12 protein-coding genes are annotated in these 13,418 nt (G+C 41.3%); 10 read left to right on the forward strand and 2 right to left on the reverse strand.

The window, feature by feature from the left end:
* The first annotated feature begins 393 nt into the window (after positions 1–393).
* From AC1PJP_RS19310 to AC1PJP_RS19325, 4 genes are all read left to right on the forward strand, one after another.
* Complete coding sequence (locus AC1PJP_RS19310) at positions 394–1,353, forward strand: metal-dependent hydrolase (RefSeq protein ID WP_005299295.1); 960 nt, start codon at positions 394–396, stop codon at positions 1,351–1,353.
* A gap of 65 nt (positions 1,354–1,418) precedes the next feature.
* Positions 1,419–2,252, forward strand: coding sequence for an SDR family NAD(P)-dependent oxidoreductase (locus AC1PJP_RS19315; RefSeq protein ID WP_416707394.1), 834 nt, complete (start codon positions 1,419–1,421; stop codon positions 2,250–2,252).
* Positions 2,253–2,274: 22 nt separating this feature from the next.
* The gene (locus AC1PJP_RS19320) at positions 2,275–3,798 is read left to right on the forward strand and encodes a flavin-containing monooxygenase (RefSeq protein ID WP_005299300.1); all 1,524 of its coding nucleotides are present in this window, start codon (positions 2,275–2,277) and stop codon (positions 3,796–3,798) included.
* Between the two features lie 113 nt (positions 3,799–3,911).
* Positions 3,912–4,790: a class I SAM-dependent methyltransferase gene (locus AC1PJP_RS19325; protein WP_005299303.1), complete on the forward strand. Its 879-nt coding sequence runs from the start codon at positions 3,912–3,914 to the stop codon at positions 4,788–4,790.
* 57 nt (positions 4,791–4,847) lie between these two features.
* Here the strand turns inward: AC1PJP_RS19325 and AC1PJP_RS19330 are convergent, their stop codons facing one another.
* The gene (locus AC1PJP_RS19330; protein WP_016141783.1) at positions 4,848–5,768 is read right to left on the reverse strand and encodes a LysR family transcriptional regulator; all 921 of its coding nucleotides are present in this window, start codon (positions 5,766–5,768) and stop codon (positions 4,848–4,850) included.
* A 238-nt stretch (positions 5,769–6,006) separates the two neighbouring features.
* Here AC1PJP_RS19330 and AC1PJP_RS19335 point away from each other — a divergent pair, with 238 nt between their 5' ends.
* From AC1PJP_RS19335 to ttdB, 3 genes are read left to right on the forward strand one after another with little or no spacing between them, the layout of a single operon-like run.
* Positions 6,007–7,305 carry an MFS transporter gene (locus AC1PJP_RS19335; RefSeq protein WP_440206921.1) on the forward strand — a complete coding sequence of 433 codons (1,299 nt, stop codon included), beginning with the start codon at positions 6,007–6,009 and terminating at the stop codon, positions 7,303–7,305.
* Between the two features lie 49 nt (positions 7,306–7,354).
* Entirely contained in the window at positions 7,355–8,254 is a 900-nt protein-coding gene (gene ttdA, locus AC1PJP_RS19340; RefSeq protein ID WP_002163154.1) for a L(+)-tartrate dehydratase subunit alpha, read from the forward strand.
* Entirely contained in the window at positions 8,251–8,859 is a 609-nt protein-coding gene (ttdB, locus tag AC1PJP_RS19345; RefSeq protein WP_000722967.1) for a L(+)-tartrate dehydratase subunit beta, read from the forward strand. The genes ttdA and ttdB overlap by 4 nt, the downstream gene beginning before the upstream one ends.
* A gap of 43 nt (positions 8,860–8,902) precedes the next feature.
* On the opposite strand, the gene AC1PJP_RS19350 is transcribed toward ttdB, so the two are convergent.
* Positions 8,903–9,916 (reverse strand): AraC family transcriptional regulator, encoded by a 1,014-nt coding sequence (locus AC1PJP_RS19350; RefSeq protein ID WP_035331466.1) that lies wholly within the window; start codon positions 9,914–9,916, stop codon positions 8,903–8,905.
* 135 nt (positions 9,917–10,051) lie between these two features.
* On the opposite strand from AC1PJP_RS19350, the gene AC1PJP_RS19355 reads away from it, so the two are divergent.
* From AC1PJP_RS19355 to AC1PJP_RS19365, 3 genes are all read left to right on the forward strand, one after another.
* Complete coding sequence (locus AC1PJP_RS19355) at positions 10,052–11,539, forward strand: flavin-containing monooxygenase (protein ID WP_479768197.1); 1,488 nt, start codon at positions 10,052–10,054, stop codon at positions 11,537–11,539.
* Positions 11,540–11,583: 44 nt separating this feature from the next.
* Positions 11,584–12,438, forward strand: coding sequence for an SDR family NAD(P)-dependent oxidoreductase (locus tag AC1PJP_RS19360; RefSeq protein ID WP_057074190.1), 855 nt, complete (start codon positions 11,584–11,586; stop codon positions 12,436–12,438).
* 75 nt (positions 12,439–12,513) lie between these two features.
* Positions 12,514–13,407 (forward strand): alpha/beta hydrolase, encoded by an 894-nt coding sequence (locus AC1PJP_RS19365; RefSeq protein WP_192836380.1) that lies wholly within the window; start codon positions 12,514–12,516, stop codon positions 13,405–13,407.
* Positions 13,408–13,418: the final 11 nt, after the last annotated feature.

Here is a 13,418-nt window from a genome sequence, read left to right on the forward strand (position 1 = left end):
GAGTGAAACTGTGTTTTTAAGTGACTGCTGCAATAGCTAAAATTTAAATTAATTTATTGTTTTTCAAATAGATAAAATCATTAAATCTAAAATTTTTATTGCAGAACGGGTCTATAAAATACTTTGATATTTTTAAAAATTTACCCGAATTGAATCCGAACATAAAGTCAGATTAATATGAAAAAATTAAAGAAGAGTCACTAAATAGTTTGTCTATCTTTCCTCTTCTTTCCGTTATTCAGCCAAATAATCAAACAAATAACGGAGCAACAACACCGTAGTCAATGCAGAGAATCATCTGCTTTTGAAAATGGAATTTTACAGTGCTTTGTTGATCATTGAGTTTATTGATTTTCATCAAAATGCACCACTACTTTGCCTCAGGGTGTCGCCATGATCTCGACCGCAGTTAAAAAATCATTCAACAAACTTAAATTTCAGCGTGAAATTGAGTTACCGGATTTTTCTAGCAAAAGCTCAATTCCAATCCGACATTTAAATATTGGTTTTGATGGAAAGGAAATTGATGTCAGATTCTATATGGACAATCAATTTGCTACTTTGTTTTTTGCCACACTTTCGGTGTTTTTAACCTATGGTGAAGATCTGGTTATTGAAACAGCTCGCCATCACCGCGAATTTATTAAAGACCCAGTTTTAAAGCAACGTGTTACCTCACTGATTGGCCAAGAAGCAATTCATTCTAAATTGCACAATGAATATAACGATGCTCTTCAAGATGCTGAATATCCTGTTGCGCTATATCGCTTTCTTGGTTCGAACTTCTTTAAATATGTATTTTTGAAATTTCCACAACCCCTAAAATTGTCAATGATGGCAGGTATTGAGCATTTTACTGCGGTACTTGCTGAATACATGATGAAGCATGAAAAGAATTTCTATTATTCAGATGATGCAAAAAGCCGTGCGTTGTGGATGTGGCATATGCTTGAAGAATCTGAACATAAAGACATTGCCTACGATGTTTATCAAATCTTGAATGGCAGCTATCCACTGCGCGCATCTGGTTTCTTCCTTGCGCTATTTACGATTTTAGGCTTAATCCCTGCGACTACATTATTTGTCCCTGTATTAAGAAAGCCGCAAGAGATGTTGACCTTAAAATTCTGGAAAGATGCTCGTCGTGGTGTAGGCTTAATTTTTGGTCCAAAAGATGGTGTCTTTGGCAGTACGATTGGTCAAATTCTTGACTACTTACGTCCAGACTTTCATCCAAATGATCATGATACGACTGAATATCTTGAGTATTACAAACAGAAATTACTGAACGAAGGCGGTGCGATTGCACCTTACTTTGTTAAAGAATTTACCCCACCAGTACGCATGTCTTAATCGTCCTGTATTTCCAGCTATCGAACAGATAGCTGGTATCTCTTCAAGCTATTTATGGATGAATCATGATTTTATTTGGCAAAAAGAAAGTTAAACCAAGCCAAAAAGCTTATGCCGTAGTGACGGGTGCAGGCAGTGGGATTGGTCGAAGTTTTGCACTTGAACTTGCAAAACGTGGTGGCAGCGTAGTGTGTGCAGATATTAATCTCGAAGCTGCTGAAGAAACAGTAAAACTTCTTGAACAAGAAGGCGCTAAAGCTTTTGCTATGCGTTGTGATGTGGGTAATGCTGAACAGGTTAATCATCTAGCTGAAACTGCTGAAATTTTACTTGGACACCCTGTAACTCTTGTCATTAATAATGCTGGTGTGGGTTTGGGTGGTAAGTTTGACGAGCTAAGCCTAGAAGACTGGAAATGGGTTATGAATATTAACCTTTGGGGTGTTATTCACGGTTGCCATGCATTTGTTCCAAAGTTTAAAAAGCTAGGTTACGGTGCGATTATTAATGTGGCATCTGCTGCATCGTATACGGCTGCACCAGAAATGACCGCTTATAACGTGACTAAAGCAGGTGTGCGTGCGCTTTCAGAGACGCTTTCGGCTGAACTGCATAAGTTTAATATTAAAGTGAATGTACTCTGCCCGACGCTGGTTCCAACCAACATCATTAAAAATGGTCGAATTCCAGGACGCTATTCAAAGCTAGCAGACCATGCGCTGATGAACTATGCCTTCACGACAAGTGACGATGTTGCAAGATTAACGCTTAATCGCCTTGATCAGGATGAGTTGTATACGATTCCTCAAATTGATGCGAAGTTATTCTGGCTCATGAAACGTGCATCTCCAAGCTTGTATAACAAGTTCCTTGGCACATCGTACAAATTATTTAAATAAGAAATTTATAGGTAGTACACATATGACTGCTCAAATGAAAACAAATGCTTCAGCAAAAAAAGCTGTCAAATCACCAAACCATATTTTCGATACTTTTATTGTGGGGGCTGGTATTTCAGGGATCGCCGCTGCTATTCGCCTAGATCAAGTGGGTTATACCAATTATAAGATTATTGAAAAAGCTGGCCGTGTTGGTGGAACATGGCGTGAAAATACCTACCCAGGTTGTGGTTGTGATGTACCTTCTGCTCTTTACTCTTATTCATTTGCACCAAGTGCAAAATGGAGCCATTTATTTGCGCGCCAACCAGAAATCTTAAGTTATCTGGAAGATGTGAGTAACGAGTTTAATGTTACGTCTAAAATCGAGTTTAATAGCGAACTGCTCAACGCAGCGTGGGATGACTCACGTCATGTGTGGGTACTTGATACCAGTACTGGTCAATATTTGTCTAAAACCGTTATTTTTGCCACAGGTCCAATTACCGAAGCTCAAGTTCCACGTCTTGAAGGCTTAGAAACTTTTAAAGGCGAAATGTTCCATTCAGCGAAATGGAACCATGATTATGATTTGACAGGTAAACGCATTGCAGTGATTGGTACTGGTGCATCTGCTATTCAATTTGTGCCGCAAATCCAACCAAAAGCAAAAGAACTGTTTGTGTTCCAGCGTACAGCACCTTGGGTACTACCGAAACCAGATACAGACTTGGGCGAGTTTAGTAAAACAGTCATTGCCAAATATCCGGCTATTCAGGCGAGCTGGCGTAAAAGTGTAGCGCTAACGCTGAATGCAATTAACTTTGGTTTACGTAACCCTCTTGCGCTCAAACCAGTCAATGTATTGGGTAAGCAATTACTTAAATTGCAAATTAATGACCCTGTACTACGTAAAAACGTAACGCCGAACTTTGACATTGGTTGTAAACGTATTTTATTCGCTAACAATTATTATCCAGCACTACAAGCACCAAACACGACCCTGATCCCTCATGGCTTAGTGAAGGTTGAAGGCAATACGGTGGTTGCTGCCAATGGTGAACGCCACGAAGTGGATGTGATTATTTGGGGTACAGGCTTTGAAGTATCTCATCCACCCATTGGTAAACGTGTCCACAATGAAAAAGGTCAATGTTTACAAGACATATGGAAAAGTAGTTCACCAGAGGCTTACTTGGGGACTAACATTGAAAATGTACCAAATGCATTTTTAGTTTTAGGGCCTAACGTACTGGTCTATGACTCTTTCATTGGTTTGGCAGAAGCGCAGCTCGACTATATCGTAGATGGCTTATTGAAAATTAAAAACAAAGGAATTAGCAAATTAAATGTTAAATCTGATGTGATTAAAAAGCATAACGATTTAGTGCAAAAGCACTTACAAACAACGGTATTTAATAGCGGCGGCTGTAAGAGTTATTACCTTGATGCCAACGGACGTAACTTTGCTGCATGGCCGTGGTCACTGAAAAAACTTAAACAACGTTTGGAAAAAGTGGATTTGAAAGATTATGAAGTGACGTATCAAACGACAAAAACTCACTAATTTGTAATTTCGATCAAATCAGTTGTAAGAAAGAGGCAGTGTATTTTAGGTTTTCATGAAATACACTGCCTTCTTCGTTGAGTATCTTCAAGAAATAAAAAAACAGGATAAAGATGAAAGAAGGTCAATCAAGTCGTACCGCCGAGGCCGCTGCTGCATTAAGAGCCAATCATTTTCAAAATACGAAGAACCCTGTATTTTCAGATCCTTATGCTTTTGAGCTGACCAGTAAAGGCTGGAAAAAACTGCTCTCTAACCCACTGATTGTTAAAGTCATGAATTCTTCGGTTTTAAACCGCACTTTAGGTTTACTTACTGGGCAAGTGGTCGGACGCTCTCGTTATGCCGAAGATTTACTTGATCTATCAGTTCAACAAAATATTCAACAATATGTGTTAGTGGGTGCTGGCCTAGACTCTTTTGCACTACGTGAATCACACCATTACCCTACTTTGAAAATTTTTGAAGTGGACCATCCTGATACTCAAGCGGCCAAACAAGCCAAGCTAAGAAAGTTAGGAAATATTCCTACTACCGTTGAGTTTGTCGCGATTAACTTTGAAAAAGAGTCTATTTCAGAAGCCCTGACCAGAAGTGCCTATGATTCATCTGCTCCTGCATTTTTTTCTTGGTTAGGCACAACGCACTATTTAAACCCGCAAACCACCTTGGAAACTTTAAAAAGTATTGCAGAATTTGCTGCAAACGGTAGTGAAGTGGTACTCGACTATTCAACCGATTTTCAGGAATTAAATGGTATTGAGCGACTTGGAAGTATGGGCGTTGCACAGTTTACCCATTTGCTGAAAGAACCTTTATTAGGTCAATTTAAACCAATAGATTTACATCATGCAGTGGAGCAGATGGGATTTGAAGTGGTCGAAGATCTTTCAGGGGAAGCCATTACTGAACGATATTTTAATGCACGAATCGATGAAATTCGCCACACCTCAGCAACGCGTTTATTGCATTTACGTTTAAATAGAAAATAATGTTGAAAGCCAACTTAGACTTTAAGTTGGCTTTTTTAATCAAGATTAATACCATCATTACCAGCTTGAACGCGGCTCTGGCCCATCGACATGCTGATTTAAAAATTGGCGCAAATGATCTAAAAAGTGCGCGACTTTAGGTGACAGATTAAGTCTCTCTAAATACACCGCATAGACATCTGCTGGTGGTGTTTCATAGTCCGCTAACACCTGAACCAATCTACCACTTCTTAAATATTTCGCTACGTCCCACTCTGCTCGCATCAAAATTCCGTAGCCTTCTAAAGCCCAATTTAATGCGACTGCCCCATCATTGGTACTCAGTTGCCCATGAACTTTAACAGTTTCAACTTGTTTGCCATGACTCAACCGCCAATTCCCATAAGCTGAATCATTTTGCCGAATCACAATACACTGATGCTGCGTTAAATCATGGGGAGTGAGCGGTTGCCCTGCCATTTTTAAATAGCTAGGTGATGCACATAATAAACGGCGGTTGGCTGCCAATTTTTTGGCAATGAGACGCGAATCGGGTATTTCACCAAAGCGGATTGACACATCAATGGCTTCATCTGGCAGATTAATCGGGCGATCAGTTAAATGCAGTTGGACATCGACATCAGGATAGATTTTGGCAAATGTAGAAATCGCTGGAGCAATATAAGAACGACCAAAGCCTAAAGGCGCATTCACACGCAATACCCCTTTGGGTGCTGCTCGACTACTTGAAACCAAACGCTCCATTTCATCGATCTCTTTTAAAATACGAACCGCATTTTCAAAGTAGACCTCACCTTCACTGGTTAAGCTAATTCGGCGTGTTGTTCTATTTAAAAGCCTTACTCCCAAACGCTCTTCAAGTTGAGTTAAACGTCTAGAAACCGCAGGTGGAGTCAAGTTTAACTCTCGTGCCGTCGCGACAAGACTTCCTTGTTTAACCAATAAACAAAAGAAAGCTAATTCCGTATCTGCGTTCATGATTATTAAGTTTTTTGCAATAGTGATTTAACTTTATATCGATTCATCAGTTTTTTAAAGGGTTTAACATCCATTTCATTGTTTCCCGACATAAGCCGTCTCTTGTTTAAGAGCATAAAAACGTCCGCAGAAGGAATGCTGTGGATGAACGGGAAAAAGCCATCTAGCCGAATGAATAGCGGTAAAGAAAGCGAAAACTACCAATCAGGATTGGTAGTCATGAATATGGAGTCATGACATGGAAATGGATATTGAAAAGCGAACGTTACGTCGAATCACGTGGAGAATCGTACCGTTTATTATGTTGTTATACCTTGTAGCCTATATCGACCGCGTCAATATTGGCTTTGCAGCACTCACCATGAAAGAAGATCTAGGGTTTACCGCCTCAGTTCTCGGGTTTGGTGCCGGAATTTTCTTTTTGGGCTATTTCTTATTTGAAGTCCCATCCAACATTATTTTGCATAAAGTCGGTGCCCGTATCTGGATTGCTCGAGTCATGGTGACTTGGGGTCTGATTGCAGCGGGAATGGCATTTGTAGAAAGCTCAACCAGCTTTTACGTTATGCGATTTTTACTCGGTGTTGCCGAAGCGGGTTTCTTTCCGGGCATTATTTTGTACTTAACTTACTGGTTTCCTGCACGCCATCGCGCTGGTGTGATTGCTTTATTTATGGCAGCCGCCCCAATTGCCACAGCAATTGGTTCACCAATCTCTGCCGCGTTACTTGAAATGCATGGAATTTGGGGACTCGCTGGCTGGCAATGGATGTTCATTATTGAAGCTATACCAGCACTCATCTTAGGCGTTGTCGTTTTTAAATATATGACTGACCGTCCTGAACAAGCCACTTGGTTAAAACAGGATGAACGCGAATGGCTTGTAAAAACCATGAAGGAAGAAGATGTAGGGAAAAATGCACCTCAGCATCACAGCATTCTTCGCGGTCTTGCCAACCCACGAGTACTTGCCCTTGCATTGATTTATTTCGGAACGTCAGCTGGGCTTTATACCCTCGGCATCTGGGCACCACAAATTATTAAACAGCTTGGCGTAACGTCTATGACTGTCGGGCTTTTAAATGCCATTCCACCAATCGTTTCTGTCATTGCCATGGTTTTATGGTCTCGACACTCTGACCGCACCAATGAACGTACATGGCATGTTGCTCTTGCATGTTTAACTGCAGCAGTTGGTCTCGCAATTGCAGCTGGAACACACAATGTCATTGGATTAATTGCAGCACTTACCATTGTGAATGTCGGTATTAGCTGTGCCAAACCACCTCTATGGAGCATGCCAACCATGTTCTTATCAGGATCAGCCGCAGCAGCAGGCATTGCCACGATTAACTCAATCGGAAATTTAGGTGGGTTTGCAGGCCCTGCGATGATCGGCTGGATTAAAGATCAAACTGGAGACTTCACAGGTGGACTCTATTTTGTGGCAGGCCTACTCATTATCTCAACCTTACTGACACTAGTGCTGAGCTTCTCCCAAAAAGTGAAAGTAAACACTGCCAAAGCAACTCAATAACCCTATTTACATCAATTAGATCTGAACAAGTTTCTTCAAGGAGCACAACATGGACAAAGATATTGCAGTCCAGTCCCTTACGGACACCATGGCCAAATTTACGGCTTATATTGGAAAACGCCTACCTAAAGATGTGAAAAGCAAGTTAATTGAACTGCGTACTTTAGAAACCAATCCATTGGCTAAGTCAGTTTATGACTCGATGGAAGAAAATCAGCAAGCAGCCGATAAGCTCAACCGCCCAAGCTGCCAAGACACGGGTGTGATTCAATATTTCGTTGAAGCAGGTGCCAACTTCCCTTTGCTTGGTGAACTTCAAGATATTTTGAGCGAAGCAACTGCTGAAGCAACTCGCATAGGTCCTTTACGTCACAATGCTGTCGAAACCTTCGATGAAAAAAATACGGGCACCAATACTGGTACTCAAATTCCATGGTTAGACTGGCGTATTGTGCCTGAACTCGACACTTGTACCATTGATGTCTATATGGCTGGTGGCGGTTGTACCCTACCCGGTGCGGCAAAAGTTTTAATGCCAGGTCAAGGCTATGAAGGTGTTGCTGAATTTGTGATGGATGTTATTACCGAACGCGGTGTAAATGCCTGTCCACCGTTACTAGTTGGTGTTGGGGTATCAACTTCGGTTGAAACCGCAGCTCGTCTTTCTAAACTCGCGATTATGCGTCCGGTTGACTCAACAAGTGATAATCCACGCGCTGCCTTAATGGAACAACTGTTAGAACAAGGTCTTAATGAAATTGGTATTGGCCCGCAGGGACTCACAGGTAATAACAGCGTGATGGGAGTCAATATTGAATCTTCTGCACGCCACCCATCAACTATTGGGGTTGCCGTAAATACAGGTTGCTGGGCACATCGCCGTGGCAAAATTAAGATTAACCCAGATATGTCTTATGAAATCTTATCTCATGAAGGAGTTGTACTATGAAAAAAATTCTGACCACTCCTATTAAAGATGAAGATCTTTTAGACCTTAAAGTCGGTGATGTCGTTTATTTGACTGGCCGTTTGGTAACTTGTCGCGATGTTGCCCATCGCAGACTAATCGAACAAGGTCGAGAACTACCAGTTAACCTTGAAGGCGGAGCGATTTTTCACGCTGGCCCTATTGTGCGCAAGAAAGGTGAAAACGACTTCGAAATGGTTTCGATCGGACCGACAACCAGTATGCGGATGGAAAAATTCGAACGGGAATTTATCAAACAAACTGGCGTTAAGCTTATTGTAGGTAAAGGTGGCATGGGACCAGAAACAGCTGCTGGATGTCAGGAAAATATTGCCGTTCATGCAATTTTTCCAGGCGGCTGTGCGGTACTCGCAGCAACCTTAGTTGAAGAGATTGAAGGTGCTGAATGGCAGGATTTAGGTATGCCAGAAACTCTTTGGATAAATCGAGTGAGAGAATTTGGTCCGCTCATTATTTCTATCGATACTAAAGGCAACAACCTGATTCAACAAAACAAAGTTGAGTTTCAAGCCAAGAAAGCCCCGATTTTAGAAAAAATTAGCAAACAGCTGAGCTTTATTAAATAAACCACTCTTTAGATGAAGGGAAAGCAAAAGCACCCTTCATCTTTTATTTTTGTACTAAACGCATGGCATGAGGTGTTTTCCCATGCCATCTTTTATAAGCATGAATAAAACTAGCAGGTTCCGCATAGCCTAACCACTCAGCAATCTGCTCGATAGATACTTTAGGCAAAGCTAGATATTGCTCAGCTAGAACTTGTCTGACTTCTTCACGAATCTGAATAAAAGTCATTCCTTCAGATGCCAAGTGACGGCGTAAAGTACGAATATTTAAATGCAAACGTTCAGCTACGATTTCCATAGAAGGCATTTCACCTCGCACAGTCATCAATTGCTGTTGTACTAAATTAATAAATTTCTTTTGGGTTTGACGCTTATCTAAAATTTGTCGACATTGTTCTTCTGCCGTATATAGCACCAGCTCATTTGCCATTTGCAGCTTTTGATTAATTTTCTGTGCATCAAGCAGAACAAAACTTTTGCTAGAACCAAATTCAGGCATGACCCCAAATAATTTTTCATAAGCCTCTAAATGATCTGTAGGTTCAAAAGAAAAAGCCAAATATTGGCAAAAGTTATCTTGTACGAGGTCGCGTTGCACCGTAATAAGAGCGGCAGCATCGCGTTCAATAATAAATTGCCTAACCAAAGATGGAATTCCTTCCTCTTCAATATCGACACGTGTTCCTGCATCAGTATCTGAAACTAAAAAACGGGTAAACGCAAAAGTAAGTGAAAAATAAGTGAGAGCTAAATCAAGCGCTTCACGAATGCTGGCACTACTCATCAGCGCCATACCTAATGGCCCAAATGTTGTGAAATGATAGCGTGTACCTACTTCTAAGCCCAACACTGGTCGGTCTGGAAACTGTGCAACCAGATTATGAATGAGCTGTAATTCCTGTTGCCCTGACACCACCATATTCGGGTCAAGCAACTGCTGTTGACTCAATCCTGTTCCATCTAAAATGGTCTGATAAGAAGCTCCTGCTTCTACTGCAAAATCAGCCATGAGTCGGACACTATGTATGCTGCGTTCAAATGCCCAAGCGTACGTCACTGTACTTTCCAAAATGTCCTCGAATCACAATATTTTGTCCTCATCCATCCTCTAAATCAAGCAAATAAACGACTATTCTGCATACAGGAAATTGCGATTCTTTCGCCCACTGTTTTTAAGGATTTAGAGCAGCCTATGTTTAATTCGTCGACTAATTCAAATAAAAATGTACGCATCGCCATCATTGGCACTGGCTTTGGTGGTCTAGGACTTGCCATTCGTCTCAAACAAGCAGGTTTTGAACAATTTACTCTATTTGAAAAAGCTGCCGATGTTGGTGGTGTATGGCGTGACAATACGTATCCGGGTGCTGCCTGTGATGTGCCCTCTCATTTGTATTCCTTTTCTTTTGAACAAGAACTCGGCTGGAAAAACCGTTTTGGTACCTCTCAAGAGATTTATCAATATTTACGTCACTGTGCCGATAAATACGACATTCGTCCACATGTTCAATTTAATACTGAAATAGCCAGTGCCGAATTTGATGCGCTGCAAGGCGTATGGCACATTCAAAGTACAACTGGTGAACAGTTTGAAGCTGAATTTTTAGTTGGTGCTGTAGGCCAACTCAACCGCCCTGCCTATCCAAAACTTAAAGGCATTGAAAACTTTAAAGGTAAGGCATTTCACTCAGCACGTTGGGATCATGATTATGACTTAACTGGCAAACGTGTTGCAGTGATCGGTACAGGTGCAAGCGCAATTCAATTTGTACCTGAAATTGCAAAACAAGTAGCACATCTAGACGTTTATCAACGTTCAGCACCTTACGTGATTCCAAAACCAGATCGGGTTTACCAACCTTTAGAGAAAAAAGCATTCCGCAAATTACCGATTTTGCAAAGTCTGGACCGTGCTTTGCAATATGGACACCATGAAATTCGCCTACTTGCTTTTACCACTTCACTTAATGAAATGCCTTTGGTGGAATATTTATTCCAACGCCACATCCGTAAAGTCGTTAAAGATGGGAAGTTACGCCACCGTTTAATGCCGGATTATCCAATTGGTTGTAAACGTATTTTAATCTCTAACCATTGGTATGAAACACTGACTCAACCTCATGTCGATGTGATTAATACTGGCATTCAAGAAATTACCGAAAACGGCATTTTAGATACGGAAGGAAAGCGACGTGAAATCGATACCATTATTTATGGTACGGGCTTTGCCGCAACCGAATTTATGGCGCCAATGCAGATTACAGGTCTTGATGGTCGCACCTTAAAAGACACATGGAAAGATGGTGCAGAAGCTTATCTCGGCTTAACTGTGAGCGGCTTTCCAAACTTCTTTATGCTTTATGGTCCAAACACCAATCTTGGGCACAACTCAATTGTCTATATGATTGAAAGCCAAGTGAATTATATTTTAGATGCCATTCAAACAACCCTACAAAATAAACTTCTGTTCACCAATGTTCGTACAGAAGTTCAACATGAGTTTAATCAAAGCATTCAAGAAAAAATGAAGAAAACTGTCTGGGCACAAGGTTGTACTAGTTGGTATCAAACTGCTGATGGCAAAAATACCAATAACTGGCCGGGCTTTACCCTTGAATATCGACAACGCACTCGTCGCTTCGATGTTGAAAACTACACTCAGGTTTCGGCTATTTCTTAATAAAGCTTCACCATAGGAAATGAGAAAAATAAACGGAGAATTTTATGAAGTCTTTTAAAAATAAAGTCGCAGCTGTGACAGGTGCTGGCTCTGGTATTGGACAAGCAATTGCCATTGCACTCGCAAAACAAGGTTGCCATCTGGCACTTTCCGATATTAGTGAAGCTGGATTAGCTAAAACAGTCGAGCTGTTAACGCCTTATTCAGTCAAAGTAACCACACAAAAAGTCGATGTGGCTAAGCGTGATGAAGTTGCAACTTGGGCAAAGGCAGTTGTAGATGAACATGGCCAAGTTAATTTGATTTTTAATAATGCAGGTGTCGCAATAGGCAGTACGGCTGAAGGTGTGAGCTATGAAGATCTTGAATGGCTGATTGGTATTAATTTTTGGGGCGTGGTTTATGGCACCAAAGAATTTTTACCTTACTTAAAGCAAAGTGGTGATGGGCATATTATTAATATTTCCAGTATGTTTGGCTTAACAGCTCAACCAACTCAAAGTGCTTATAACGCTAGTAAATTTGCCGTTCGTGGCTTCACTGAATCCCTACGCCAAGAACTCGATCTACAAAATGCTGGAGTGAGTGCGACTTGTGTGCATCCGGGTGGTATTCGTACCAATATTGCCAAAGCTGCCCGCATGAATAATAGCGTCCAGTCTTTAGGAATGGATCCTTTAAAAAGTCAGGATGCTTTCGATAAATTACTTCGCACCCCTGCTGACGATGCCGCTCAACAAATTTTAGAAGCTGTTCGTAAAGACCGTCGCCGCTTACTCATTGGAGCCGATGCGAAAGCCGTTGATGTGATTCAACGTATTCTTCCTCAGGGTTATCAAAAGATTTTTGCAACCGCGACTGCCTTGCAAACTCGTCTACTCAACAAATCAGCAAAATAAAAACAGTGGTCAGCATACTCTTTATTTTAAGAGATGCTGATCAATAAATAACAAGCTCTAGTATGAGTTCTTATTATGAAGCAGCTTCTTGCATGGACTATTCGTACCACGCTACGTCCAGCTTTATCCCCTAAAACACCACTTAAGCTACAACGTTTTTGTAGCGATGCAGCCAGTGCAATTGTGCTTGGGCCACGTGGCTATAAAACAAAAAAGCAAACAATTGATCAAGTACCGACAGTTCATATTCAGCCCAAAACGACTCAATCAGGCCTCGGCATCTTGTATTTACATGGCGGAGGCTATGTGGTGGGTAGCTCAAAAAGTCACACTAAGCTTGCTGCTCAAATCGGACATGCAGCTCAAGCACAAGTCTGGTTACCTGAATATCGCCTAGCCCCAGAGCACACAAGCCCTGCTGCTATTGAAGATGTAATTACAGTCTATAAAGCTTTACTTGCTCAAGGACAAGACCCGAAAAAACTCGTGATCGCTGGCGACTCTGCTGGCGGTGGCCTGAGTTTAAGTACTGCAATTGCGATACGGGACGCAGGGTTACCGTTACCAGCAGCATTAGTTTTACTTTCACCTTGGGTTGACTTAAGCCTCTCTGGAAGCACGATGAAAACTCATGCAGCTCAAGATGCAATGCTGTCAGAAGACTGGTTAGTTTGGTGTGCAAAAAACTATTGCGGACAAAAATCGACAAACGATCCAACCTGTTCCCCACTCTATGCCGACTTAACTGGATTACCACCTGTTTTAATTCATGTCGGTACCGAAGAAGTATTATTAGACGATGCAAAACGGCTTGCTAAACAAACCGAAAAGTATGGTATTCCGACGAATTTGAAGGTTTATGACCGAGTCGGACATGTTTTTCAGTTCCACGCGGGTATACTAAATGAATCTAATGACTCGATTGAGCGCATTGGGCAATTCATTGATAAACATACACAGTCAATATAAAAATATCGCCA

The organism is Acinetobacter sp. V116_7 (assembly GCF_056735735.1).

Coding starts and splice junctions, on each gene's coding strand:
- AC1PJP_RS19360 (WP_057074190.1), top strand. CDS start 11,584: ATGAAGTCTTTTAAAAATAAAGTCGCAGCTGTGACAGGTGCTGGCTCT.
- AC1PJP_RS19330 (WP_016141783.1), bottom strand. CDS start 5,768: ATGAACGCAGATACGGAATTAGCTTTCTTTTGTTTATTGGTTAAACAA.
- AC1PJP_RS19320 (WP_005299300.1), top strand. CDS start 2,275: ATGACTGCTCAAATGAAAACAAATGCTTCAGCAAAAAAAGCTGTCAAA.
- AC1PJP_RS19315 (WP_416707394.1), top strand. CDS start 1,419: ATGATTTTATTTGGCAAAAAGAAAGTTAAACCAAGCCAAAAAGCTTAT.
- AC1PJP_RS19325 (WP_005299303.1), top strand. CDS start 3,912: ATGAAAGAAGGTCAATCAAGTCGTACCGCCGAGGCCGCTGCTGCATTA.
- ttdA (WP_002163154.1), top strand. CDS start 7,355: ATGGACAAAGATATTGCAGTCCAGTCCCTTACGGACACCATGGCCAAA.
- ttdB (WP_000722967.1), top strand. CDS start 8,251: ATGAAAAAAATTCTGACCACTCCTATTAAAGATGAAGATCTTTTAGAC.
- AC1PJP_RS19355 (WP_479768197.1), top strand. CDS start 10,052: ATGTTTAATTCGTCGACTAATTCAAATAAAAATGTACGCATCGCCATC.
- AC1PJP_RS19310 (WP_005299295.1), top strand. CDS start 394: ATGATCTCGACCGCAGTTAAAAAATCATTCAACAAACTTAAATTTCAG.
- AC1PJP_RS19335 (WP_440206921.1), top strand. CDS start 6,007: ATGGAAATGGATATTGAAAAGCGAACGTTACGTCGAATCACGTGGAGA.
- AC1PJP_RS19365 (WP_192836380.1), top strand. CDS start 12,514: ATGAAGCAGCTTCTTGCATGGACTATTCGTACCACGCTACGTCCAGCT.